This is a genomic window from Streptococcus sp. M143, assembly GCF_000162495.1.
Classification (GTDB): domain Bacteria; phylum Bacillota; class Bacilli; order Lactobacillales; family Streptococcaceae; genus Streptococcus; species Streptococcus dentisani.
The window spans coordinates 575,199-599,304 of sequence record NZ_GG730097.1 but is presented as its reverse complement, the minus strand read 5'-3'; the positions used below and the strand labels follow the sequence as shown (position 1 = coordinate 599,304).

The following is a 24,106-nucleotide window of genomic DNA, read 5'->3' as shown; positions in this document are numbered from 1 at the left end:
AATGGCAACAAAACAAAAAGAAGTAACGACATTTGATGTGCAAGTAGCAGACTTTATCCGTAACCACAAAAAAACAGGAACAGCAACAGATGACGAAATCAATTCAAGTCTGGTTATTCCTTTCACCCTCGATGCAGACGGCATTGAAGACCTTTTGCAACGGATTCAGGATGCTGGAATTTCTATCACAGATAATGAAGGAAATCCAAGTGCGCGTGTGCTTAGTGCAGAAGAAGAACCAGAACTCAGTGATGAGGACTTGATTGGCTCAACTTCTGCCAAGGTTAATGACCCAGTCCGTATGTATTTGAAGGAAATCGGGGTCGTTCCTCTCTTGACCAACGAAGAGGAAAAAGAATTGGCCCTAGCAGTTGAGGCTGGTGATATTGAAGCCAAACAACGTCTTGCAGAAGCCAACCTTCGTTTGGTGGTTTCGATTGCTAAGCGCTACGTAGGGCGTGGCATGCAGTTTCTGGATTTGATCCAAGAAGGAAACATGGGCTTGATGAAGGCCGTTGACAAGTTTGACTATTCAAAAGGATTCAAGTTTTCAACTTACGCAACTTGGTGGATTCGTCAGGCAATCACTCGTGCCATCGCTGACCAGGCTCGTACCATTCGTATTCCTGTACACATGGTTGAAACCATTAACAAGCTTGTCCGTGAACAGCGTAATCTCCTTCAAGAATTGGGGCAAGATCCAACACCTGAACAAATCGCTGAGCGTATGGATATGACACCTGACAAGGTACGCGAAATCTTGAAAATCGCTCAAGAACCAGTATCACTTGAAACACCGATTGGTGAAGAGGACGATAGTCATCTTGGGGACTTTATCGAAGACGAAGTGATTGAAAATCCCGTAGACTACACAACTCGTATCGTTTTGCGTGAGCAGTTGGATGAAGTCTTGGATACTCTTACAGACCGTGAAGAAAACGTCTTGCGCTTGCGTTTCGGACTAGATGATGGGAAAATGCGTACTCTTGAAGATGTTGGGAAAGTCTTTAACGTGACTCGTGAGCGTATCCGTCAGATCGAGGCCAAGGCTTTGAGAAAATTGCGCCAACCAAGTCGCAGCAAACCGCTTCGTGATTTTATTGAAGACTAAGAGTGAGGAATAACATGGCTTATACAGAAGAGCAAATTGAGACTATCAAAACACGCATTTTAAATGCCTTGGAAGAAGTCATTGACCCTGAGTTGGGGATTGATATTGTTAATCTAGGTTTGATTTATGAAATTCGTTTTGATGGTGAAACTGGTCACACTGAAATTGATATGACCTTGACAACTATGGGGTGCCCACTGGCTGACCTTTTGACAGACCAGATACACGATGCGATGACAGATGTTCCTGAGGTGACCAATACCGAAGTTAAATTGGTATGGTATCCAGCTTGGACGGTTGAAAAAATGAGTCGCTATGCACGTATCGCCCTAGGAATTAAATAAACAGTAAAAAATATGAGAGACGATTGGAAAATAGGGTAAATTCCTCCTTTTTCCTCTGGTCTCTCTTTCTTTTGCTGATTTTCTAGAAATAAAATGGTATAATGAAAGGTATGGAAAACGAAAAATTGCGTATTAATATGCTAAGTTCAAGCGAAAAAGTGGCTGGTCAAGGAGTATCAGGCGCCTACCGTGAGTTGGTACGCCTCCTACATCGAGATGCCAAAGACCAGTTGATTGTTACAGAGAATCTTCCTGTAGAAGCAGATGTAACTCACTTTCATACCATTGATTTCCCCTATTATTTATCTACTTTCCAAAAGAAACGCTCTGGGAGAAAAATTGGCTATGTGCATTTCTTGCCTGATACGCTTGAGGGGAGTTTGAAGATTCCATTTTTCCTAAAAGGAATTGTCAAACGCTATGTTTTTTCCTTTTACAACCGAATGGAACACTTGGTGGTGGTCAATCCCATGTTTATCGAGGATTTGGTGGCTGCTGGTATACCGCGTGAAAAAGTAACTTACATCCCAAATTTTGTAAACAAAGAAAAATGGCATCCATTGCCAGCTGAACAAGTTGTACAACTTCGTAAAGAAATGAATCTAGCGGAAGATCAGTTTGTTGTAGTCGGTGCAGGTCAGGTTCAGAAACGAAAAGGAATTGATGACTTTATCCGTCTTGCTGAGGAATTGCCAGAAATTACCTTTATCTGGGCGGGTGGTTTTTCATTTGGTGGGATGACAGATGGTTATGAACGCTATAAGAAGATTATGGACAATCCACCAAAAAATCTTATTTTCCCAGGTATTGTTCCGCCAGAGCGGATGCGTGAGTTCTATGCTTTAGCAGATTTGTTCTTGCTACCAAGTTACAATGAATTATTCCCCATGACCATCTTAGAGGCCGCTAGTTGCGAGGCTCCGATTATGTTAAGGGATTTGGACCTGTATAAGGTTATTCTTGATGGGAATTATCGTGCTACAAGTGATGTTTCTGAGATGAGAGAAGCAATTCTAGAATACAAGAATGACCCTGAAGCCTTAAAGGACTTGAAAGAAAAAGCTCGCGAGATCTCCAAAGAGTACTCTGAGGAGCATTTGTTGGAAATCTGGTTAAAATTTTATCGAGAACAGGCTGCTTTGGGCAAGAAGTGAGGTAATTTATGCGAATTGGTTTATTTACAGATACCTATTTCCCTCAGGTTTCCGGGGTCTCGACTAGTATTCGGACTTTGAAGACTGAGCTTGAAAAGCAAGGGCATGCAGTTTTTATCTTTACAACGACCGATAAAGACGTGAATCGATACGAAGATTGGCAAATTATTCGAATTCCGAGTGTTCCTTTCTTTGCATTTAAGGATCGACGATTTGCCTACCGAGGTTTTACAAAGGCGCTTGAAATTGCCAAACAGTATCAGCTAGATATCATTCATACGCAAACAGAGTTTTCACTAGGTTTACTAGGGATTTGGATTGCAAGAGAATTGAAAATTCCTGTTATTCATACCTACCACACTCAGTACGAAGATTATGTGCATTATATTGCTAAGGGTATGCTGATTCGTCCAAGTATGGTAAAATATCTGGTAAGGGGCTTCCTTCACGATGTTGATGGAGTGATTTGTCCAAGTGAGATTGTTCGGGATCTTCTATCTAAGTACAAGGTTAAGGTTGAAAAGCGTGTTATCCCAACTGGGATTGAGCTAGCTAAATTTGAACGCCCTGAGATTAAGGAAGAAAATTTAGCTGCCCTTCGACTTAAACTTGGGATTAAAGAAGATGAGAAAATGCTGCTGAGTCTTTCTCGTATCTCCTTTGAGAAAAATATCCAAGCGGTCCTAGCCGCCTTCGCGCAGGTTTTGAAAGAAGAAAACAAGGTGAAGTTGGTTGTTGCTGGTGACGGTCCGTATCTGGACAGTCTGAAAGAACAAGCAGTCCAGTTGCAAATTCAAGATCAGGTGATTTTTACTGGTATGATCGCTCCAAGTGAAACAGCCTTGTACTATAAGGCGGCAGATTTCTTTATCTCTGCATCCACTAGTGAAACCCAAGGCCTGACTTATCTAGAGAGTCTAGCCAGTGGAACGCCTGTCATCGCTCATGGTAATCCTTATCTGGATAATCTGATCAGTGACAAAATGTTTGGAACCCTCTACTATGGAGAACAGGACCTTGCTGGTGCCATCTTGGAGGCCTTGATCGCCACTCCAGATATGGATGAGCAGAAGTTGGCTGACAAGTTGTATGAGATTTCTGCTGAGAATTTTGGGAAACGAGTCCATGAGTTTTATCTCGATGCCATTATTTCAAATAAATTTGAACAGGAACTACGTGGCGATGAACCCATGACACAGCGATTCTTAAAAACTATTTTGTACCTACCTCAGCAGGCTGTTTCAACCCCAGTTAAAGAGTCCAAACGAATATTAAAGGCTTCTAAAAAGCAGTTGTCTAGCATCCGGGATTACTGGAGAGATTAGTAAAAATATAGGAGAATAAAAGATGGCGAAAAAATTTATGAGAAGTGGAAGAGACCAAAAAATTGGTGGTGTTTGTGCAGGAGTAGCCCACTATTTTGATATTGATCCCACCATTGTTCGTGTGATTTGGGGTGTTCTTGCTTTTTGTTATGGGGCAGGGATACTTGCTTACTTGATTTTATGGGTAATTGCACCTGTTTCTAGCGAATATTAAAAGAAAATCGGAATAGAACAAAGAGAAATAAAAAGGAGTCCAAATGGCTTTTGGAGATAATGGAAAACGTAAAAAAACAATGTTTGAAAAAGTAACGCTTTTTGTCGTGCTAATTATGTTGTTTGTAACCCTTGCTGGTATCTTTGCGACAGCGCTTGGAGCTTTTAGCAGATTCTAAGCAAGTTGCTAAGATAGGAACAATAACTAATGACTGGATTTTCCAGTCCTTTTTAAAGTGAGAAGAAAATATGAGTATGTTTTTAGATACAGCTAAGATCAAAGTCAAGGCTGGTAATGGTGGCGATGGCATGGTCGCCTTTCGCCGTGAAAAGTATGTTCCGAATGGCGGTCCTTGGGGTGGTGATGGTGGACGTGGAGGTAACGTCGTTTTCGTTGTGGACGAAGGCTTGCGTACCTTGATGGATTTCCGCTATAACCGTCATTTCAAGGCCGAATCTGGTGAAAAAGGGATGACCAAAGGAATGCATGGACGTGGTGCAGAAGATCTTCGTGTTCGCGTACCACAAGGAACGACTGTACGTGATGCAGAAACAGGTAAAGTCATTACAGACTTGATTGAACATGGTCAAGAATTTATCGTGGCTCATGGTGGTCGAGGTGGTCGAGGAAACATCCGTTTTGCGACACCAAAAAATCCTGCACCTGAGATTTCTGAGAATGGGGAGCCAGGTCAAGAACGTGAGTTGCAACTAGAATTAAAAATCTTGGCGGATGTCGGCTTGGTCGGTTTCCCATCTGTTGGAAAGTCAACTTTGCTTAGTGTCATCACTTCAGCCAAACCTAAAATCGGTGCTTATCATTTTACAACGATTGTGCCAAATCTAGGTATGGTTCGTACGCAGTCAGGTGAATCTTTTGCAGTAGCGGATCTTCCCGGTTTGATTGAGGGAGCTAGCCAGGGTGTCGGCTTGGGGACTCAGTTCCTTCGTCATATTGAACGCACTCGAGTCATTCTTCATATCGTCGATATGTCGGCGAGCGAAGGTCGTGATCCTTACGAAGATTACCTTGCTATCAATAAAGAGTTGGAATCATACAACCTTCGTCTCATGGAGCGTCCTCAGATCATCGTAGCCAACAAGATGGACATGCCTGAGAGTCAGGAAAATCTTAAAACTTTCAAGGAAAAATTAGCTGCAAACTACGACGAGTTCGAGGAACTTCCAGCTATCTTCCCTATTTCTGGATTGACTAAGCAAGGTTTGGCTACTCTTTTGGATGCGACAGCTGAATTGTTGGATAAGACTCCAGAGTTCTTGCTCTATGACGAATCTGATATGGAAGAAGAAGCTTACTATGGCTTTGATGAGGAAGAAAAAGCCTTTGAAATTAGCCGCGATGATGATGCTACATGGGTACTTTCTGGTGAAAAACTCATGAAACTCTTTAACATGACCAACTTTGATCGTGATGAGTCTGTCATGAAGTTTGCTCGTCAGTTACGTGGTATGGGTGTTGACGAAGCCCTTCGTGCGCGTGGAGCCAAGGATGGAGACTTGGTACGAATCGGTAAATTTGAGTTTGAATTTGTAGACTAGGAGATTGATATGGGAGATAAACCGATATCATTCCGAGATGCAGATGGAAATTTTGTTTCTGCAGCAGATGTATGGAATGAAAAGAAACTAGAAGAATTGTTTAATCGTCTCAATCCCAAACGTGCTCTTAGATTAGCACGAGAAAAAAAAAGGCAATGAGAAGGCTGATAAAGAAGAAAAATAGCCTATCGACATTGATAAAACAGAACCCCGTGATTGTATTCATCACGGGGAATTTTTTAGTCATTGAAGAAAAATGGTGGCGCAAATTTTTTAAGAATTTCAAAGCAAGTCTGTGCTTCTTCAGCATTTTCACAGATAAGAAGGCAGACATCATCACCACATACGGTGGCAATGATTTGTTTAAAATTGAGAGCATCAAGAACAGCTCCAAACGATTGGGCAAGGCCTGGCAAGGTTTTGAGGACAACCTGATGCTGGACAGGACGTAGCATGACTAAGCCATCTTCCATATAGTTTTCCAAGCGTTTTTCCCATTTGGAGATGGAACCAGTATTTAAAACATAGTAAGAATGATCTGCTTCGCGAACCTTTGAAAGGTTCATAGTCTTGATATCGCGTGAGAGAGTAGCCTGTGTGACTTGGATGTCGTTTTCAGCTAGTAAAGCTTGCAACTCTGCCTGTGTATGAATCTTATTTTTAGCTACAAGTGCACGGATGAGTTGGTGTCTATGTTCAGATTTATTCATATGAGGCTGACTCCTTTTATGAGGGGATGGTGATGGAGGATTGTGTGAGATCGACTGTTAAGTGATAGTCTGTATTATCACGGACAGTGATTTCAAAGTCGGTAGTATAGAGAACAAGGCGAAGTGTGTCACCTTTTTTCAGCTTGTAAATAGTTGGTTGCAGCTCTAGCTTGAAGTCCATCCATTCATTTGGTTGGATATTTTCAATCTTTAAGAGGTCACTTCGGTTTTGTAAATTAAGGTAGCCTTTGGAGATGACACGTTGGGCGCTTGGAGTAAATGGCAGTTCGCAGAGATTTTCTAACATGTGGTAGCGACCGTTGTCAATGGTTCTAGCACTTAAAACAGCTGGATAAGGCTGTAGATATTTCTTTTGTCCAAGTTCTAGCAGTTGGGCTGATAATAAGGCCTTGTTTGTACTTGATTTGACACGAAGTTTCAGCTCCACTCGCCCATTTAAGTGAATGTCTTGACTTACTGGAAGGTCAATGGTGATCTGATTAGCTTTTCCTTGGTAAAGTTCTGTGTTGAAAGTCTGGTAAGTCTTACCATAACGATCAAAATCCTTTTGATCATACTGGTTTTGAATCACTTTTTCTTCAGTTCCAAGTGAGAAAGTATGCAGTTCATCTTGCTCGCCAAAGTCATCAAGACACTGCCATGTTTGAGGTACAGTATTGTCTTGCCAGATAACAGTAGGAAGTTGATAGTCTGTTGTAAGTTCTAACAATTTCTTGCTTAAGAGGGCATTCATGGACTCGCGGAAGTCAATTGACTGCCAGTTATTCATATAAACATGAGCCCCATGATGGAAAAATAGGTGCTTATTGATATGAGCTGGAAGAGCATGAAACATCTGGTAAACATGAAGAGGTTTGACATTCCAATCCTGGGAACCATGCGTAAAGACGACCTCAGCTTGAACCTTGTGAGCATTGAGCAGATAGTTGCGGTCATGCCAAAACTGATTGTAGTCACCAGTCTTGCGATCTAATTGTTCTTTTACCTTTTCTAAGTCTGCCTGATGAGCTTCATTACCACGGATATAGTCACCAGCTAGGAGATTGCGGGAGTAAGTCAATTCAGCAAGTGAGTCAAAATCCTCACCTGGATAACCACCTGGGCTAGTCACTAGGCCATTTTCCCGATAGTAGTTGTACCAAGAGGAAATACCTGCTTCTGCGATGATCACTTCTAAGCCATCAACACCAGTGGTGGCAAGACCATTGGACATGGTGCCTAGATAGGAAATTCCTGTTGTTGCTACTTTGCCGTTTGACCAGTCAGCCTTGACTTGGCGCTTGCGCGTGTGGTCCGTGAAAGCTCTACAACGGCCATTGAGCCAGTCAATGACATTTTTATAGGCCTCAATTTGCTGGTAGTCCCCATTGGTCATGAGACCTTGAGAGTCTTTGGTTCCAACGCCCGATACATAGAGATTGGCAAATCCACGTGGGAGGAAGTAGTCATTTAGGGTATATGAGCTATTGATATGAGATAGCTTTTCTTCAGCTTCTGTGACGACTTCTGCTTGACCATGAGGTTCGACGACATTCAGCTTAGGTTCCTCAAGTTCAATGGTGTGGGGCGGTTTGACCTCAAGCTCCCCTTCCATTTTGTAGAGAGCCTTGTCACTGGCTTTGTCGTTGGTTCCTTGGTGATAAGGGCTGGCAGTCATAAGAGCAGGTACTTGAGCATCGTAACTTGGGCGAATAATACTAACCTTGACTAAGTCAGGGAGACCGTCTTTATCAGTATCCACACAGCTCTCGACATAGACGACCTCACGAATGACATCGTGAGTAGAGAAGGTTGCCAAGCTCTTACCGTTAAAGTAGTGGTAGTGATTATCTTCTGCAATAAGCCCATCACTAACAAGCTGGTCGATGAGGGTATTTCCCTTTTTAGTTCGCGTATTTAGCAATTGATAAAGATTTTCAATGAGATCCTCATAAGCAATAGGAAACCCAGTTTCTTTACGGAATTGTTCGGCGTCCTCAAAGTCAACAAGATAGCTAAATCCTAAAAGTTGAAAAACTACAGTATAGAAAATATCAGCAGTCAACTCTTTATCAGACTGAAAGAAGCTCAAAAGGTCCGTTTCTTTATCCACAGCTAAAGTGGATAGAGCATAATCGGTGTTCGCATAAGTGAAAAAACTCCAGCGGACAAATTGTTCAAGTTGTTTTTTTGATGCTTGCCCTGGTACCAGCTTCAAACCAAGCTGAGATAACTCGCGTAAAACTTGCGAATGAGAAACAGGCAAGTAGCTGAATTGATTAAAACGCATGGCGCTCTCCTTTGAAAATATTCTAAATTTAGTATATCAAAAATAAGGTAAAAAAGATATTGTTGACCTGTGATGAAGTCACTTTAAAAGGAATGGTCTCTAGCTTTTCATTCTAGTTTTTAAAATGGTATAATAGTACTATATCTAAAGCAAGGAGGAGATGAAATGATTGCACAGCTCGACACCAAGACTGTTTACAGTTTTATGGAAAGTGTGGTTTCGATTGAAAAATATGTACAAACAGCTAAAGAGTATGGCTATTCTCACCTTGCTATCATGGATGTGGATAATCTCTATGGAGCCTATCACTTTTTAGAAGTGACTCGTAAGCAGGGCATCCAACCTTTAATTGGTCTTGAAATGACCTTGATTATAGACGAGAAGGCGCTTTCTTTCCGTTTTCTAGCTCTGTCTACTAAAGGTTACCAGGAGTTGATGAAGTTATCCACTCTAAAAATGACTGGTCGAAAGAATTGGTCTGACTTTACTAGCCACCTTGAGGATGTTGCCGTTATTGTTCCTTATTTTGAGGGAATCGAACAGCTAGATTTGGGACATGATTATTTTATCGGTATTAGTCCTGATACTCCTCAAGAAGTCTTTACCAGACCCATTCTTCCACTCTATCAAGTCAACTCTTTTGAAAAAGAAGATATTCAAGTTTTGCAAATCTTGTCGGCAATCAAGGACAATGTCAGTCTGAGAGAAGTGGATCTGCACTCACAACAAGGAATCTTTCTACCAGCCTCAGACTTAGAAGCTCGATTTAAAAATCATTTCCCTCAGGCACTTGCCAATCTTCAAGGTTTGATAGAGAATGTTGATTATCAACTTGATCCAAGTTTAAAACTTCCTCGCTTTAATCCTGAAAGACCAGCGGTCGAAGAACTTAGAGAGAGAGCTGAGCAAGGCTTGAGTGACAAGGGGCTAACCTCAGCTATTTATCATGAGCGACTGAATGAGGAATTAGCTGTGATTCATGATATGGGCTTTGACGACTATTTTCTTGTAGTTTGGGATTTGCTCCGTTTTGGACGTTCCCAAGGCTATTATATGGGGATGGGGCGTGGTTCTGCTGTGGGTAGCTTGGTGGCCTACTCACTTGACATCACAGGAATTGATCCGGTTGAAAAGAACCTGATTTTCGAGCGCTTTTTAAATCGTGAGCGCTACACTATGCCTGATATCGATATCGACATTCCTGACCTCTATAGACCAGAGTTCATTCGCTATGTTCGTGATCGCTATGGCAGTCAACACGTGGCGCAGATTGTCACCTATTCGACCTTTGGAGCAAAACAGGCAATTCGTGATGTTTTCAAACGTTATGGTGTTCCAGAGTACGAATTAACCAATATTACGAAAAAAATCAGTTTTCGAGATACGCTAACGACGGCTTATGAAAAGAATTTGCAATTTAGACAGCTCATCAATAGCAAGATTGAATACCAAAAAGCTTTTGAGATTGCTCGAAAGATTGAAGGGTATCCTCGTCAGACCTCTATCCATGCGGCAGGAGTGGTCATGAGTGACCAAGACTTGACGGACTATATTCCTCTAAAATACGGTGAGGATATGCTCATCACTCAGTATGATGCTCATGGTGTTGAAGCCAATGGACTTCTAAAAATGGATTTCCTAGGTCTGCGTAACTTAACTTTTGTCCAAAAAATGCAGGAATTACTGGCTGAGTCAGAGGGTGTTCATCTGAAAATCGAAGAGATTGATTTGGAAGACAAGGCGACTCTGGCCCTCTTTTCTGCTGGAAATACCAAGGGGATTTTCCAATTTGAACAACCTGGAGCCATTCGACTCTTGAAACGAGTTCAGCCGCAAGTCTTTGAAGAAGTTGTAGCAACGACATCCCTCAATAGACCAGGGGCTAGTGATTATATTGATAACTTTGTCGCTCGTAAGCATGGCAAAGAAAAGGTGACAGTGTTAGATCCTGCCTTAGAAGATATCCTTTCATCAACCTACGGTATCATGCTCTATCAAGAGCAAGTCATGCAGGTTGCTCAGCGTTTTGGAGGCTTCAGCCTTGGTAAAGCCGATATTCTCAGACGAGCCATGGGTAAGAAAAATGCTAAAGAGATGCATTTGATGAAGGAAGATTTTATCTCTGGAGCTATGAAATTGGGGCATTCTGAAGAAAAAGCCAACCAATTTTTTGCAGTGATGGAAAAGTTTGCGGGCTATGGATTTAACAGATCCCACGCCTATGCCTACTCAGCACTGGCATTCCAGCTTGCTTATTTCAAGACGCACTATCCTGCTATTTTCTTTCAAGTCATGTTGAATTATTCAAGCAGTGAGTATATTGTCGATGCTCTGCAGATGGGATTTCAAGTAGCGCCTTTAGCTATCAACAGTATTCCCTATCACGATAAGATTGCTCAGAAGAAAATCTATCTTGGTCTGAAAGCCATTAAGGGCATGCCAAGAGATTTTTCTTACTGGATTATCGAAAATCGTCCTTTTTCAAGTGTGGAAGATTTCGTCACTCGTCTTCCTAAAAATTACAAGAAACTATCGCTTTTGACGCCTTTGGTTGAACTAGGGCTTTTTGATGAATTTGACAAGAATCGTCAGAAAATCTTAGTGAACCTACCAAACTTATTTGTCTTTGTTGAGGAGTTGGGTGGACTCTTTGCGGATACAAATTATAGTTGGACTGAAGCTGATGATTTTACTGAGGCAGAGAAATTTTACAAAGAGCAGGAACTGATTGGGGTAGGTATCAGTCCCCATCCTCTCCAAACTCTTGCCAAACAAGCCCTATATCCGACCACTCCAATCACTAATCTTACTGAGGGAGCTCAAGCCACTCTTCTAGTAGAACTTCAAAAGATTAAAGTGATTCGAACCAAGAAAGGTGAGAGTATGGCCTTTCTACAGGTTCATGATAGTAAGTCTCGGATGGATGTAACTGTATTTTCAGACCAATATAGAAAATTTGCTTCCAATTTATCCGAAGGGAAATTTTACTACATCAATGGCAAAATTCAATCTCGAGATGGTCGTCTGCAAATGATTGCACAAGATTTGAAAGAAGCAGTCGCTGAACGATTCTGGATTCAAGTTAAAAATCACGACAACGATAAAGAGATTTCAAATATCCTAGAACAATACAAAGGCCCAATCCCTGTCATTATCAGGTATGTAGAGGAAGAAAAAACAATTGTTTCCTCCTGTCATTTTGTAAAAAAAGACCCTGCTTTACAGGAAAAATTAGAGGGAATTGCTATGAAAACGATTTATCGCTAAAAATACGAAAAATAGAAGAATTTTCAAATGAAATGTGGTATAATCAATAGGAATGTTAAAAGAAAAAGGAGCAAAACCAAATGAAACGTATTGCTGTTTTGACTAGCGGTGGAGACGCCCCTGGTATGAACGCTGCCATCCGTGCAGTAGTTCGTCAAGCAATCTCAGAAGGAATGGAAGTCTTTGGTATCTATGATGGATACGCAGGGATGGTTGCCGGTGAAATCTATCCACTTGATGCTGCTTCAGTTGGAGACATCATTTCACGTGGTGGTACTTTCCTTCACTCTGCTCGTTACCCTGAGTTTGCACAACTTGAAGGTCAACTTAAAGGGATTGAGCAGTTGAAAAAACACGGGATCGAAGGTGTCGTTGTTATCGGTGGTGACGGTTCTTATCACGGAGCTATGCGCTTGACTGAGCATGGATTCCCAGCTATCGGTCTGCCTGGCACAATTGATAATGACATCGTAGGTACTGATTTCACAATTGGATTTGATACTGCAGTTACTACTGCAATGGATGCGATTGATAAGATTCGTGATACATCATCAAGTCACCGTCGTACTTTCGTTGTAGAAGTAATGGGACGTAATGCTGGTGATATCGCACTTTGGGCAGGTATTGCTACTGGTGCCGATGAAATCATTATCCCTGAAGAAGGCTTCAACATGGAAGAAATCGTAGCTAGCATCAAAGCTGGTTATGAACACGGTAAGAAACACAACATCATTGTTTTGGCGGAAGGTGTTATGTCAGCAGCTGAATTTGGTCAAAAACTAAAAGAAGCTGGAGACACTAGTGACCTTCGTGTAACTGAACTTGGTCACATCCAACGTGGTGGTTCACCAACTGCGCGTGACCGCGTCTTGGCGTCACGCTTGGGAGCACATGCTGTTAAACTTCTCAAACAAGGAATCGGTGGTGTCGCTGTTGGTATCCGTAATGAAAAAATGGTTGAAAATCCAATTCTTGGTACAGCAGAAGAAGGAGCTTTGTTTAGCTTGACTGAAGATGGCAAGATTGTGGTGAACAACCCACACAAAGCTGATCTTGAACTCGCTAGCTTGAACAAGAGCTTGTCCTAATCAACTTTCATTAATTTGGTAACATGACCATAAAGGTCGAATTATATAAAGGAGTCACAAAATCATGAACAAACGTGTAAAAATCGTTGCAACTTTGGGTCCTGCGGTAGAAATCCGTGGTGGTAAAAAATTCGGTGAAGATGGATACTGGGGTGAAAAACTTGACGTTGAAGCTTCAGCTCAAAATATTGCGAAATTGATTGAAGCAGGAGCGAACACTTTCCGTTTCAACTTCTCACACGGTGACCACCAAGAACAAGGTGAGCGTATGGCAACTGTTAAACTTGCTGAAAAACTTGCAGGTAAGAAAGTTGGTTTCCTTCTTGATACAAAAGGACCAGAAATCCGTACTGAATTGTTTGAAGGTGACGCAAAAGAATACTCATACAAAACTGGTGAAAAAATCCGTGTTGCAACTAAACAAGGAATCAAATCAACTCGTGAAGTGATTGCTTTGAACGTTGCTGGTGCTCTTGACATCTACGATGATGTTGAGGTTGGTCGCCAAGTATTGGTTGACGATGGTAAACTTGGTCTTCGTGTTGTTGCAAAAGACGATGCAACTCGTGAATTTGAAGTTGAAGTTGAAAACGATGGAATTATCGCTAAACAAAAAGGTGTAAACATCCCTAACACTAAAATTCCTTTCCCAGCTCTTGCTGAACGTGACAACGATGATATCCGTTTCGGTTTGGAACAAGGTATCAACTTCATCGCGATCTCATTTGTACGTACTGCTAAAGACGTGAATGAAGTTCGTGCAATCTGTGAAGAAACTGGTAATGGTCACGTTCAATTGTTCGCTAAAATCGAAAACCAACAAGGTATCGACAACTTGGATGAAATCATTGAAGCTGCTGACGGTATCATGATTGCTCGTGGTGACATGGGTATCGAAGTACCATTCGAAATGGTTCCAGTTTACCAAAAAATGATCATCACTAAAGTGAACGCAGCTGGTAAAGTTGTTATCACAGCAACAAACATGCTTGAAACAATGACTGAAAAACCACGTGCCACTCGTTCAGAAGTATCAGACGTATTTAACGCTGTTATCGACGGTACTGACGCTACAATGCTTTCAGGTGAGTCTGCAAACGGTAAATACCCACTTGAGTCAGTAACAACAATGGCTACAATTGACAAGAACGCACAAACTCTTCTTAACGAATACGGACGTTTGAACTCAGATACATTCGAACGTAACTCTAAGACAGAAGTTATGGCTTCAGCTGTTAAAGATGCTACAAACTCAATGGATATCAAATTGGTTGTTACTTTGACTAAGACTGGTCACACTGCTCGTTTGATCTCTAAATACCGTCCAAATGCTGATATCTTGGCATTGACATTTGACGAATTGACAGAACGTGGATTGATGTTGAACTGGGGTGTTATCCCAATGTTGACAGAAGCACCTTCATCAACTGACGATATGTTCGAAATTGCTGAACGTAAAGCAGTTGAAGCTGGTCTTGTTGAGTCTGGTGACGATATCGTTATCGTTGCAGGTGTACCACTTGGAGAAGCTGTCCGTACAAACACAATGCGTATCCGTACAGTACGTTAATCTAAACTTTTAAAAGCCTATCATACCAAGCTTTTGTGCTTGTGTGATGGGTCTTTTTTCTATTTTAGAAGATAAAAAGAGAGTGATTTTTATTAAACAGAAATGGGAAAAATAGGAGAACTATGGTATAATAGAATGTAGAGACCTTTTTAGTAAATTTTGAAAGAGTATAACATGAGAAAAATTGTCATCAATGGTGGACATCCATTGCAAGGTGAGATCACCATTAGCGGTGCTAAGAATAGTGTTGTAGCATTAATCCCTGCTATTATACTGGCAGATGATGTTGTCACTTTGGATTGTGTCCCAGATATTTCAGACGTTGCTAGTCTTGTAGAAATTATGGAAATCATGGGAGCGAAAGTAAAACGCTACGATGATGTTTTGGAGATTGATCCGAGAGGTGTTCAAAACATTCCTATGCCTTATGGCAAGATCAATAGCCTTCGTGCTTCTTATTATTTCTATGGAAGTCTGTTAGGTCGCTTTGGTGAAGCTACAGTTGGACTTCCTGGTGGATGTGATCTGGGACCTCGTCCGATTGACCTTCACCTAAAAGCCTTTGAAGCCATGGGAGCCAAGGTAAGCTATGAGGGAGATAATATGAATTTATCTGCCCAAGGTAAGGGACTTCACGGCGCAAGTATTTACATGGATACCGTCAGTGTTGGTGCAACGATTAATACCATGATTGCGGCTGTTAAGGCTAAGGGACGGACTGTTATTGAAAATGCGGCTCGTGAACCAGAAATCATCGATGTGGCTACCCTTTTGAATAACATGGGGGCTCACATTCGTGGTGCTGGTACAGATCTTATCATTATTGATGGTGTCGAGAAACTTCATGGAACTCGTCACCAAGTAATACCAGATCGTATCGAAGCTGGAACCTATATATCACTTGCTGCAGCGGTTGGTAAAGGAATCCGTATTAACAACGTTCTCTATGAACACTTAGAAGGCTTTATCGCCAAACTAGAAGAAATGGGCGTTCGTATGACGGTCTCAGAAGACAGTATCTTCGTTGAAGAGCAGTCTGATTTGAAGGCCATCAATATCAAAACAGCTCCCTATCCAGGATTTGCAACCGATTTGCAACAACCAATCACACCACTTTTACTAACTGCTCAAGGTCGTGGTACTATTATTGATACCATTTACGAAAAACGTGTCAACCATGTCTTTGAGTTAGCAAAAATGGACGCGGATATTGCGACTACAAATGACCATATTTTCTACACTGGTGGGCGAATTCTACATGGTGCCAAGGTGAAAGCTACAGACTTGCGAGCTGGTGCTGCACTTGTGATTGCTGGACTGATGGCTCAAGGCCAGACTGAAATTACAAATATTGAGTTTATCCTTCGTGGCTACTCAGATATTATTGAAAAATTACGTAGTCTTGGAGCGGATATTACACTCGTTGAAGACTAAACCGTTGAGGTGATTATGAATATTTGGACCAAATTAGCAATGTTTTCTTTTTTTGAAACGGAGCGCTTGTATTTGCGTCCTTTCTTTTTTAGTGACAGTCAAGCGTTTTACGATATTGCTTCAAATCCGGAAAATCTGCAGTTTATTTTTCCCAGTCAAGCAAGTTTGGAAGAAAGTCAATACGCACTTGCTAACTATTTTATGAAGAATCCTCTAGGTGTTTGGGCAATTTGTCTCCAAGGAAATCAGGAAATGATTGGTTCCATCAAATTTGAAAAGATTGATGAAATCAAAAAAGAAGCAGAAATTGGTTATTTCTTAAAAAAGGATTCTTGGTCACAAGGTTTTATGACAGAAGTGGTTACCAAGCTATGTCAGCTTTCATTTGAAGAATTTGGTTTAAAACAATTATCCATCATCACTCATTTGGAGAATCAAGCTAGTCAAAAAGTAGCCTTAAAATCAGGCTTTAACCTAGTCCGACAGTTTAAGGGGAGCGATCGCTATACACGTAAAATGAGAGACTATCTTGAATTTCGATACATAAAAGGAGAATTCAATGAGTAAACACCAGGAAATTTTGTCCTATCTGGAAGAGTTACCAATTGGGAAGAGAGTTAGCGTTCGCAGTATTTCCAATCACCTAGGTGTTAGTGACGGAACAGCCTACCGAGCTATCAAAGAAGCTGAAAATCGTGGCATCGTTGAAACTCGGCCACGTAGTGGAACCATACGAGTCAAGTCCCAGAAAGTGACTATTGAGCGGCTAACTTATGCTGAAATTGCTGAAGTAACTTCCTCCGAAGTTTTGGCTGGTCAGGAAGGGCTTGAGAGAGAGTTTAGCAAATTCTCCATTGGGGCTATGACAGAGCAGAATATCTTGTCCTATCTGAATGATGGCGGTTTGTTAATCGTTGGAGACCGTACTCGTATTCAACTTTTGGCTTTGGAAAATGAAAACGCAGTTCTGGTGACGGGTGGTTTTCATGTGCATGAGGATGTACTGGAACTTGCTAATCAGAAAGGAATCCCTGTTTTACGAAGCAAGCATGATACCTTTACAGTTGCGACCATGATCAATAGAGCTTTGTCAAATGTGCAGATTAAGACAGACATTTTAACAGTTGAAAAGCTCTATCGTCCTAGCCATGAGTATGGTTTTTTGAGGGAAACGGACACAGTGAAAGACTATTTGGACTTGGTACGTAAGAACAGGAGTAGTCGTTTCCCAGTCATTAACCAACACCAAGTGGTTGTTGGGGTTGTTACCATGCGAGATGCGGGAGATAAATCACCCAGCACAACGATTGACAAGGTGATGACTCGTAGTATCTTTGTAACAGGCTTAGCGACCAATATTGCCAATGTCAGTCAACGAATGATTGCAGAAGACTTTGAGATGGTTCCTGTCGTCAGAAGTAATCAAACCTTACTCGGTGTCGTAACACGACGAGATGTCATGGAAAAGATGAGCCGTTCCCAAGTTTCTGCTTTGCCGACTTTCTCAGAGCAAATCGGGCAAAAACTCTCTTATCATCATGATGAAGTCGTTATTACTGTTGAGCCCTTCATGCTGGAGAAAAATGGGGTCCTTGCTAATGGAGTCTTGGCTGAAATCCTCAACCATATGACCCAAGACCTCGTTGTCAATAGCGGACGTAATCTCATCATTGAACAGATGTTGATTTATTTCTTGCAGGCTGTACAGATAGATGATACTCTGCGGATTCAGGCTCGTATTATTCACCACACGAGACGCTCAGCTATTATTGATTATGATATTTATCATGGTCATCAGATTGTTTCAAAAGCAAATGTTACGGTTAAAATTAATTAGAATCTAGGAGAAAAAATGATAACTTTAAAATCAGCACGTGAAATCGAAGCCATGGACAAGGCTGGTGATTTCCTAGCAAGTATCCATATCGGCTTACGTGATTTGATTAAGCCAGGCGTGGATATGTGGGAAGTTGAAGAGTACGTTCGTCGACGTTGTAAAGAGGAGAATTTCCTTCCTTTACAGATTGGTGTGGATGGTGCTGTCATGGATTACCCCTATGCCACTTGTTGCTCTCTCAATGACGAAGTAGCTCACGCTTTCCCACGTCATTACATCTTGAAAGATGGCGATTTGCTCAAGGTTGACATGGTATTGGGTGGTCCGATTGCCAAATCCGACCTCAATGTATCTAAACTCAACTTTAACAATGTTGAGCAAATGAAAAAATACACCCAAAGTTATACTGGTGGTTTAGCTGACTCATGTTGGGCTTATGCGGTTGGTACACCGTCTGAAGAAGTGAAAAACCTGATGGACGTAACCAAGGAAGCTATGTATATAGGGATTGAGCAAGCAGTTGTCGGCAATCGTATCGGTGATATCGGTGCAGCCATTCAAGAATACGCTGAAAGTCGCGGTTATGGGGTTGTACGTGATTTGGTTGGTCATGGTGTTGGTCCAACTATGCACGAAGAACCAATGGTTCCTAACTACGGTATTGCAGGTCGTGGACTCCGCCTCCGTGAAGGAATGGTACTAACCATTGAACCCATGATCAATACTGGTGACTGGGAAATTGATACAGATATGAAGACTGGCTGGGCTCATAAGACTATTGATGGCGGCCTATCTTGTCAATATGAACACCAGTTCGTGATTACCAAAGACGGTCCTGTTATCCTGACCAGTCAAGGTGAAGAAGGAACGTATTAAAATGTGCTCTTTGTCAACTGTAGTGGGTTGAAGTCAGCTAAGATCTAGAAAGGACAAATTTCGTCCTTTCTTTTTTGATGTTGAGAGCGATGAAAATCCGTTTTTTGAAGTTTTCAAAGTTCCGAAAACCAAAGGCATTTCGTTTGATAAGTTTGATGAGATTATTAGTCGCTTTTCATTATAGATCTTATGGGACTTTTTTGTACAAGGTTTCTAAATAAACTGATTAAATTCCTATTTTTCCCTATCATTGTCCCTGTTTTTTCTGGAATTTTGGGTCTATAATAGTCCTATCAAATCAAAGAATGGAGGAAGGCAGTGGATAATATAATCTTTTTTATCAGTGTTTTTCTTGCTGGAATTATTTCCTTCTTTTCTCCTTGTATTTTACCCTTGTTGCCAGTCTATGCGGGGGTTTTACTTGATGACAAAGATGGTTCTCAGACTTCCAGCGGAAAATTTTCAATCTCACTTGTTAGTTTATTGCGAACTCTGTCCTTTATAGCGGGGATTTCCTTTGTTTTTATCTTACTGGGTTATGGAGCTGGTTTTTTAGGCAATTTGCTGTATGCTTCTTGGTTTCAGTATGTGACGGGTGCGATTATCATTCTCTTGGGCTTGCACCAGATGGATGTTTTACATTTGCAGGGACTCTACAAGGAAAGAAGGCTACAATTAAAGAGACAGGGTCAAAATGCTAATGGCTATAGTCAGGCGTTTTTACTGGGGTTGACCTTTAGTTTTGCTTGGACACCGTGTGTAGGGCCGGTTTTGGGCTCTGTTTTGGCCTTGGCGGCTTCAGGTGGTTCAGGAGCTTGGCAGGGAGCTGGTCTCATGTTGGTTTACACGCTGGGTTTGGCGCTACCATTTTTAGTTCTAGCTCTCGCCTCCAGCTATGTTTTGAAACATTTCCGAAAACTCCATCCTTACCTCGGAATCCTCAAAAAAGTGGGTGGTTTTCTCATTATCGTGATGGGAATCTTGGTGCTTTTGGGAAAAGCTTCCATTTTGACTACATTATTTGAATAGAGAGGAAAAAGAAATGAAAAAATGGCAAACATGTCTCCTTGGAGTAGGCTCAATCTGTTGTTTGGCAGCCTGTTCGGCTAAAAACATGTCAGACGAGTCTACTATGAGGGAGCAATCCAAAACAGAACAAGTTAGTTCGAAAACTGCGACTAAAGGTCAGGAAGTCGCTGATTTTGAACTGACAGGTGTAGATGGCAAGACCTATCGTTTGTCTGATTACAAGGGCAAGAAAGTCTATCTCAAATTTTGGGCTTCTTGGTGTTCCATCTGTCTAGCCAGCCTTCCAGATACGGATGAAATTGCTAAAGAAGCTGGTGATGACTATGTGGTCTTGACAGTGGTGTCTCCTGGACACAAGGGGGAACAAGCAGAAGCGGACTTTAAGAATTGGTACAAGGGCTTGGATTATAAAAATTTTCCAGTTTTAATTGATCCATCAGGTAAACTCTTGGAAAGTTATGGTGTCCGTTCTTATCCGACTCAAGCCTTTATAGACAAGGAAGGCAAGCTGGTCAAAACGCAACCAGGTTTTATGGATAAGGATATGATTTTAAAAGAATTGAAAGAAATGGGGTAGAGAAAGGCTATGAATGATAAAGTAAAACTTTTTGTCTTGGCAGGGGTCATTCTCCTAGCCATAACCGGTTTCTATTTTCTATTGATGCGAAATGCAGGGCAGACAGACAGCTCGCAAATTGAGAAAGCGTCAGTTAGCCAAGGAGGAAAAACAGTGAAAAAAACAGAAGTGAGTAAAGACGCAGACTTGCACGAAATTTATCTAGCTGGAGGTTGTTTCTGGGGAGTGGAGGAATACTTCTCACGCGTGCCTGGAGTGACCGATGCCGTTTCAGGCTATGCAAACGGTAGAGGGGAAACAACCAAGTACGAATTGATTAATCAAACAGGCCATGCAGAGACTGTCCATGTCACCTATGACGCCAATCAAATTTCCCTCAAGGAAATCCTGCTTCATTACTTCCGCATCATTAATCCAACCAGCAAAAATAAACAAGGAAATGATGTGGGGACCCAGTACCGTACTGGTGTCTATTACACAGATGACAAGGATTTGGAAGTAATCAACCAAGTCTTTGATGAGGTGGCTAAGAAATACGACCAACCTCTGGCAGTTGAAAAGGAAAACTTGAAGAATTTTGTGGTGGCTGAGGACTATCACCAAGACTACCTCAAGAAAAATCCAAATGGCTACTGTCATATCAATGTCAATCAGGCTGCCTATCCCGTCATCGATGCCAGCAAATATCCTAAACCAAGTGATGAGGAATTGAAGAAGACCTTGTCACCTGAGGAGTACGCAGTTACCCAGAAAAATCAAACAGAACGAGCCTTTTCAAACCGTTACTGGGATAAATTTGAATCTGGTATCTATGTGGATGTGGCAACTGGCGAACCCCTCTTTTCATCAAAGGATAAGTTTGAGTCTGGTTGTGGTTGGCCTAGTTTCACCCAACCAATCAGTCCAGATGTTGCTACCTACAAGGAAGATAAGTCTTACAATATGACGCGCATGGAAGTGAGAAGTCGAGTTGGAGATTCTCACCTTGGCCATGTCTTTACAGATGGGCCTCAGGACAAGGGTGGCTTGCGCTACTGTATCAATAGTCTCTCTATCCGATTTATTCCCAAAGACCAAATGGAAGAAAAAGGCTATGCCTATTTACTAGATTATGTCGATTAAGAAGTCTTTCCTAAGCAGTTAGAGGAGAATTTTGCTATACTGATACTAGTAAGTGGTAAAGGAGCGGAGCATGACCTACACAATCTTAATCGTAGAAGATGAGTATCTGGTAAGACAAGGCTTGACCAAGTTGGTCAATGTAGCAGCATACGATATGGAAATCATCGGTCAGGCTGAAAATGGAAGACAGGCTTGGGATTTGATTCAAAAGCAGGTGCCAGATATCATTTTAACTGATATCAATATGCCTCAGCTAAATGGCATCCAGTTGGCCAGTCTGGTCCGAGAAACCTATCCTCAGGTGCATCTGGTATTTTTGACAGGTTACGATGATTTTGATTATGCCTTGTCTGCTGTCAAACTCGGTGTAGATGATTACCTGCTCAAACCCTTTTCTCGTCAGGATATTGAGGAAATGTTGGGGAAAATCAAGCAAAAACTAGACAAGGAAGAAAAAGAAGAGCAGTTACAAGATTTATTAACTGATAAGTTTGAGGGAAATATTGCTCAGAAAATCCAGTCCCATCTAGCTGACAGTCAGTTTAGTTTGAAGTCTTTGGCCAGTGACTTGGGTTTTAGTCCGACTTATCTGAGCTCCTTGATTAAGAAAGAGTTGGGCTTGCCCTTTCAGGATTATCTGGTGAGAGAGCGTGTCAAACAAGCCAAGCTCTTGCTTCTGACCACAGATTTAAAGATTTATGAGATAGCCGAAAAGGTTGGTTTTGAAGATATGAACTATTTTACTCAACGTTTTAAACAGATTGCAGGTGTGACACCTCGTCAGTTTAAGAAGGGAGAAGGTCGATGAAGCGTTCTTCTCTTTTAGTCAGAATGGTTATTTCCATCTTTCTGGTCTTTCTCATTCTACTAGCTCTGGTTGGGACTTTCTATTATCAATCTAGTTCAGCAGCCATTGAGGCTACTATCGAGGGTAATAGCCAAACGACAATTAGCCAGACTAGCCACTTTATTCAGTCTTATATCAAAAAATTAGAAACCACCTCTACCAGTTTGACCCAGCAGATGGATGTCCTAGCCTATGCTGAGAATCCTAACCAAGACCAAGTCAAGGGAATCCGAGATCTGTTTTTGACTATCTTAAAGGCAGACCAGGACTTGAAAACGGTGGTACTGGTCACCAAATCCGGTCAGGTTATTTCTACAGATGACAGTGTGCAAATGAAAACTTCCTCAGATATGATGGCTGAGGATTGGTACCAAAAGGCTATTCATCAGGGAGCTAAGCCAGTTTTAACCCCAGCTCGTAAATCAGATAGTCAATGGGTCATTTCTGTTACTCAGGAACTTGTTGATGCAAAGGGAGCCAATCTTGGTGTGCTTCGTTTGGATATTTCCTATGAAACTTTGGAAGCCTATCTCAACCAACTCCAGTTGGGCCAGCAGGGCTTTGCCTTTATCATCAATGAAAACCATGAATTTGTCTACCATCCTAAACGTACTGTCTATAGCTCAGCGAGTGAAATGGAGGCCATGAAACCCTACATTGAGACGGGGCAGGGCTATACGCTGGATCACCAATCCTACGTCAGTCAGGAAGAGATTGCAGTAACAGATTGGACGGTCATAGGCGTGTCTTCGTTGGAGAAGTTAGACCAGGTTCGGAGTCAACTCATGTGGACCTTGCTTGGTGCCAGTGCCTTATCTCTTCTTACCTGTCTCTGCTTGGTGTGGTTCAGTCTCAAACGCTGGATTGCCCCTTTGAAGGAGCTAAGAGATACCATGCTGGAAATTGCTTCTGGTACACAAAATCTGCGTGCTAAGGAAGCTGGTGCCTATGAACTGAGAGAAGTGACTCGCCAGTTTAATGCCATGTTGGATCAGATTGATCAGCTGATGGCAGCTATTCGCAGGCAGGAAGAAGCGACCCGGCAGTATGAGCTTCAAGCCTTGTCAAGTCAGATTAACCCCCATTTCCTCTATAACACCTTGGATACTATCATCTGGATGGCTGAATTTCAGGATAGTCAGCGAGTGGTTCAGGTGACCAAGTCCTTGGCAACCTATTTCCGCTTGGCGCTCAATCAAGGAAAGGATTTGATTTACCTGTCTGATGAGATTAATCATGTCCGCCAGTACCTCTTTATCCAGAAACAACGCTACGGAGATAAGCTGGAGTATGAGATTGATGAAGAACCTGCTTTTGATAACCTAGTCTTACCCAAGTTGGTGCTGCAACCTCTAGTAGAAAATGCTCTTTACCATGGCATCAAGGAAAAGGAAGGCCAGGGACATATTAAAGTTTCTGTTCAGAAAAAGGATACAGGGCTTGTTATCCGCATTGAGGATGATGGTGTTGGTTTCCAAGCTGCTGGCGATAGTAGTCAAAGTCAGCTCAAACGTGGGGGAGTTGGCCTTCAAAATGTCGACCAACGACTCAAACTTCATTTTGGAGACAATTACCAGATGAAGATTGATTCTGCACCTTCAAAAGGGACGACGGTTGAAATATACATCAATAAAATAGAAACAAGTTAGCTCCCAGTCAATTCTGGGAGTTTTACTTTGAAAAATTAGAATAATCAGTCCGTCTTGATAAAATCAGTAAAAAAAGATATGATAGATAGTGACAAAAGAGGTA

General features: G+C 41.8%; 22 protein-coding genes and 1 pseudogene. 20 read left to right on the top strand and 3 right to left on the bottom strand.

Annotation, left to right across the window (positions count from 1 at the left end; all coding sequences use genetic code 11):
* Window position 1: 1 nt before the first annotated feature.
* The 8 genes from rpoD to HMPREF0850_RS09500 all read left to right on the top strand — a co-directional run bounded on the left by rpoD (window position 2) and on the right by HMPREF0850_RS09500 (window position 5,866).
* The gene (gene rpoD, locus HMPREF0850_RS09535) at window positions 2-1,111 is read left to right on the top strand and encodes an RNA polymerase sigma factor RpoD (protein WP_000201892.1); all 1,110 of its coding nucleotides are present in this window, start codon (window positions 2-4) and stop codon (window positions 1,109-1,111) included.
* 14 nt (window positions 1,112-1,125) lie between these two features.
* Window positions 1,126-1,455 carry a metal-sulfur cluster assembly factor gene (locus tag HMPREF0850_RS09530; protein ID WP_000331930.1) on the top strand — a complete coding sequence of 110 codons (330 nt, stop codon included), beginning with the start codon at window positions 1,126-1,128 and terminating at the stop codon, window positions 1,453-1,455.
* A gap of 101 nt (window positions 1,456-1,556) precedes the next feature.
* The gene (locus HMPREF0850_RS09525) at window positions 1,557-2,609 is read left to right on the top strand and encodes a glycosyltransferase family 4 protein (RefSeq protein ID WP_000677633.1); all 1,053 of its coding nucleotides are present in this window, start codon (window positions 1,557-1,559) and stop codon (window positions 2,607-2,609) included.
* A gap of 8 nt (window positions 2,610-2,617) precedes the next feature.
* Window positions 2,618-3,934: a glycosyltransferase family 4 protein gene (locus tag HMPREF0850_RS09520; RefSeq protein ID WP_001219478.1), complete on the top strand. Its 1,317-nt coding sequence runs from the start codon at window positions 2,618-2,620 to the stop codon at window positions 3,932-3,934.
* 22 nt (window positions 3,935-3,956) lie between these two features.
* Window positions 3,957-4,148, top strand: coding sequence for a PspC domain-containing protein (locus tag HMPREF0850_RS09515; RefSeq protein WP_001074502.1), 192 nt, complete (start codon window positions 3,957-3,959; stop codon window positions 4,146-4,148).
* Window positions 4,149-4,191: 43 nt separating this feature from the next.
* Complete coding sequence (locus HMPREF0850_RS09510) at window positions 4,192-4,326, top strand: DUF4044 domain-containing protein (protein WP_000863854.1); 135 nt, start codon at window positions 4,192-4,194, stop codon at window positions 4,324-4,326.
* Window positions 4,327-4,396: 70 nt separating this feature from the next.
* A complete protein-coding gene (gene obgE / locus HMPREF0850_RS09505) occupies window positions 4,397-5,707 on the top strand; it encodes a GTPase ObgE (protein WP_000061652.1) in 1,311 nt (436 codons plus the stop codon).
* A 9-nt stretch (window positions 5,708-5,716) separates the two neighbouring features.
* Window positions 5,717-5,866 (top strand): hypothetical protein, encoded by a 150-nt coding sequence (locus HMPREF0850_RS09500; protein WP_000502574.1) that lies wholly within the window; start codon window positions 5,717-5,719, stop codon window positions 5,864-5,866.
* An 80-nt stretch (window positions 5,867-5,946) separates the two neighbouring features.
* Here HMPREF0850_RS09500 and HMPREF0850_RS09495 read toward each other — a convergent pair whose 3' ends face one another.
* Both HMPREF0850_RS09495 and HMPREF0850_RS09490 read right to left on the bottom strand, forming a co-directional pair.
* On the bottom strand, window positions 5,947-6,417 hold the full coding sequence (locus HMPREF0850_RS09495; RefSeq protein ID WP_001043006.1) for an arginine repressor: 471 nt from the start codon (window positions 6,415-6,417) through the stop codon (window positions 5,947-5,949).
* A gap of 16 nt (window positions 6,418-6,433) precedes the next feature.
* Window positions 6,434-8,707 (bottom strand): Xaa-Pro dipeptidyl-peptidase, encoded by a 2,274-nt coding sequence (locus HMPREF0850_RS09490; protein ID WP_001212006.1) that lies wholly within the window; start codon window positions 8,705-8,707, stop codon window positions 6,434-6,436.
* Between the two features lie 165 nt (window positions 8,708-8,872).
* Here HMPREF0850_RS09490 and HMPREF0850_RS09485 point away from each other — a divergent pair, with 165 nt between their 5' ends.
* The 7 genes from HMPREF0850_RS09485 to HMPREF0850_RS09455 all read left to right on the top strand — a co-directional run bounded on the left by HMPREF0850_RS09485 (window position 8,873) and on the right by HMPREF0850_RS09455 (window position 18,779).
* Window positions 8,873-11,974 carry a DNA polymerase III subunit alpha gene (locus HMPREF0850_RS09485; RefSeq protein ID WP_000561564.1) on the top strand — a complete coding sequence of 1,034 codons (3,102 nt, stop codon included), beginning with the start codon at window positions 8,873-8,875 and terminating at the stop codon, window positions 11,972-11,974.
* 80 nt (window positions 11,975-12,054) lie between these two features.
* Window positions 12,055-13,062, top strand: coding sequence for a 6-phosphofructokinase (pfkA, locus tag HMPREF0850_RS09480; RefSeq protein WP_000820884.1), 1,008 nt, complete (start codon window positions 12,055-12,057; stop codon window positions 13,060-13,062).
* A 64-nt stretch (window positions 13,063-13,126) separates the two neighbouring features.
* Window positions 13,127-14,632 (top strand): pyruvate kinase, encoded by a 1,506-nt coding sequence (gene pyk / locus HMPREF0850_RS09475; RefSeq protein ID WP_001042830.1) that lies wholly within the window; start codon window positions 13,127-13,129, stop codon window positions 14,630-14,632.
* A 174-nt stretch (window positions 14,633-14,806) separates the two neighbouring features.
* Window positions 14,807-16,066, top strand: a complete 1,260-nt coding sequence (locus HMPREF0850_RS09470; RefSeq protein WP_001227076.1) for a UDP-N-acetylglucosamine 1-carboxyvinyltransferase — start codon at window positions 14,807-14,809, stop codon at window positions 16,064-16,066.
* A gap of 15 nt (window positions 16,067-16,081) precedes the next feature.
* Window positions 16,082-16,633: a GNAT family N-acetyltransferase gene (locus HMPREF0850_RS09465; protein ID WP_001028750.1), complete on the top strand. Its 552-nt coding sequence runs from the start codon at window positions 16,082-16,084 to the stop codon at window positions 16,631-16,633.
* Window positions 16,626-17,903 carry a CBS-HotDog domain-containing transcription factor SpxR gene (spxR, locus tag HMPREF0850_RS09460; RefSeq protein WP_000033813.1) on the top strand — a complete coding sequence of 426 codons (1,278 nt, stop codon included), beginning with the start codon at window positions 16,626-16,628 and terminating at the stop codon, window positions 17,901-17,903. Before HMPREF0850_RS09465 ends, spxR begins: the two co-directional genes overlap by 8 nt.
* A gap of 15 nt (window positions 17,904-17,918) precedes the next feature.
* Window positions 17,919-18,779, top strand: a complete 861-nt coding sequence (locus HMPREF0850_RS09455) for a methionyl aminopeptidase (RefSeq protein ID WP_000631557.1) — start codon at window positions 17,919-17,921, stop codon at window positions 18,777-18,779.
* 37 nt (window positions 18,780-18,816) lie between these two features.
* On the opposite strand, the pseudogene HMPREF0850_RS12975 reads toward HMPREF0850_RS09455, so the two are convergent.
* A pseudogene (locus HMPREF0850_RS12975) lies at window positions 18,817-18,954 on the bottom strand (transposase); the annotation flags it as partial.
* Window positions 18,955-19,097: 143 nt separating this feature from the next.
* Between HMPREF0850_RS12975 and ccdA2 the strand changes: the two are divergent.
* The 5 genes from ccdA2 to HMPREF0850_RS09430 all read left to right on the top strand — a co-directional run bounded on the left by ccdA2 (window position 19,098) and on the right by HMPREF0850_RS09430 (window position 24,003).
* Window positions 19,098-19,808 carry a thiol-disulfide oxidoreductase-associated membrane protein CcdA2 gene (gene ccdA2 / locus HMPREF0850_RS09450; protein ID WP_000368746.1) on the top strand — a complete coding sequence of 237 codons (711 nt, stop codon included), beginning with the start codon at window positions 19,098-19,100 and terminating at the stop codon, window positions 19,806-19,808.
* Window positions 19,809-19,821: 13 nt separating this feature from the next.
* On the top strand, window positions 19,822-20,385 hold the full coding sequence (locus HMPREF0850_RS09445; protein ID WP_000759266.1) for a redoxin family protein: 564 nt from the start codon (window positions 19,822-19,824) through the stop codon (window positions 20,383-20,385).
* Window positions 20,386-20,394: 9 nt separating this feature from the next.
* Entirely contained in the window at window positions 20,395-21,507 is a 1,113-nt protein-coding gene (gene msrB / locus HMPREF0850_RS09440) for a peptide-methionine (R)-S-oxide reductase MsrB (RefSeq protein WP_000998583.1), read from the top strand.
* Window positions 21,508-21,577: 70 nt separating this feature from the next.
* Window positions 21,578-22,315, top strand: coding sequence for a response regulator transcription factor (locus HMPREF0850_RS09435; RefSeq protein ID WP_000222604.1), 738 nt, complete (start codon window positions 21,578-21,580; stop codon window positions 22,313-22,315).
* Complete coding sequence (locus HMPREF0850_RS09430; protein WP_000831064.1) at window positions 22,312-24,003, top strand: cache domain-containing sensor histidine kinase; 1,692 nt, start codon at window positions 22,312-22,314, stop codon at window positions 24,001-24,003. Before HMPREF0850_RS09435 ends, HMPREF0850_RS09430 begins: the two co-directional genes overlap by 4 nt.
* Window positions 24,004-24,106: the final 103 nt, after the last annotated feature.

Coding starts and splice junctions, on each gene's coding strand:
- HMPREF0850_RS09435 (WP_000222604.1), top strand. CDS start 21,578: ATGACCTACACAATCTTAATCGTAGAAGATGAGTATCTGGTAAGACAA.
- HMPREF0850_RS09430 (WP_000831064.1), top strand. CDS start 22,312: ATGAAGCGTTCTTCTCTTTTAGTCAGAATGGTTATTTCCATCTTTCTG.
- HMPREF0850_RS09520 (WP_001219478.1), top strand. CDS start 2,618: ATGCGAATTGGTTTATTTACAGATACCTATTTCCCTCAGGTTTCCGGG.
- HMPREF0850_RS09445 (WP_000759266.1), top strand. CDS start 19,822: ATGAAAAAATGGCAAACATGTCTCCTTGGAGTAGGCTCAATCTGTTGT.
- HMPREF0850_RS09455 (WP_000631557.1), top strand. CDS start 17,919: ATGATAACTTTAAAATCAGCACGTGAAATCGAAGCCATGGACAAGGCT.
- rpoD (WP_000201892.1), top strand. CDS start 2: ATGGCAACAAAACAAAAAGAAGTAACGACATTTGATGTGCAAGTAGCA.
- spxR (WP_000033813.1), top strand. CDS start 16,626: ATGAGTAAACACCAGGAAATTTTGTCCTATCTGGAAGAGTTACCAATT.
- HMPREF0850_RS09525 (WP_000677633.1), top strand. CDS start 1,557: ATGAAAGGTATGGAAAACGAAAAATTGCGTATTAATATGCTAAGTTCA.
- obgE (WP_000061652.1), top strand. CDS start 4,397: ATGAGTATGTTTTTAGATACAGCTAAGATCAAAGTCAAGGCTGGTAAT.
- HMPREF0850_RS09470 (WP_001227076.1), top strand. CDS start 14,807: ATGAGAAAAATTGTCATCAATGGTGGACATCCATTGCAAGGTGAGATC.
- HMPREF0850_RS09510 (WP_000863854.1), top strand. CDS start 4,192: ATGGCTTTTGGAGATAATGGAAAACGTAAAAAAACAATGTTTGAAAAA.
- HMPREF0850_RS09490 (WP_001212006.1), bottom strand. CDS start 8,707: ATGCGTTTTAATCAATTCAGCTACTTGCCTGTTTCTCATTCGCAAGTT.
- HMPREF0850_RS09515 (WP_001074502.1), top strand. CDS start 3,957: ATGGCGAAAAAATTTATGAGAAGTGGAAGAGACCAAAAAATTGGTGGT.
- HMPREF0850_RS09485 (WP_000561564.1), top strand. CDS start 8,873: ATGATTGCACAGCTCGACACCAAGACTGTTTACAGTTTTATGGAAAGT.
- msrB (WP_000998583.1), top strand. CDS start 20,395: ATGAATGATAAAGTAAAACTTTTTGTCTTGGCAGGGGTCATTCTCCTA.
- HMPREF0850_RS09530 (WP_000331930.1), top strand. CDS start 1,126: ATGGCTTATACAGAAGAGCAAATTGAGACTATCAAAACACGCATTTTA.
- HMPREF0850_RS09495 (WP_001043006.1), bottom strand. CDS start 6,417: ATGAATAAATCTGAACATAGACACCAACTCATCCGTGCACTTGTAGCT.
- pyk (WP_001042830.1), top strand. CDS start 13,127: ATGAACAAACGTGTAAAAATCGTTGCAACTTTGGGTCCTGCGGTAGAA.
- HMPREF0850_RS09465 (WP_001028750.1), top strand. CDS start 16,082: ATGAATATTTGGACCAAATTAGCAATGTTTTCTTTTTTTGAAACGGAG.
- HMPREF0850_RS09500 (WP_000502574.1), top strand. CDS start 5,717: ATGGGAGATAAACCGATATCATTCCGAGATGCAGATGGAAATTTTGTT.
- pfkA (WP_000820884.1), top strand. CDS start 12,055: ATGAAACGTATTGCTGTTTTGACTAGCGGTGGAGACGCCCCTGGTATG.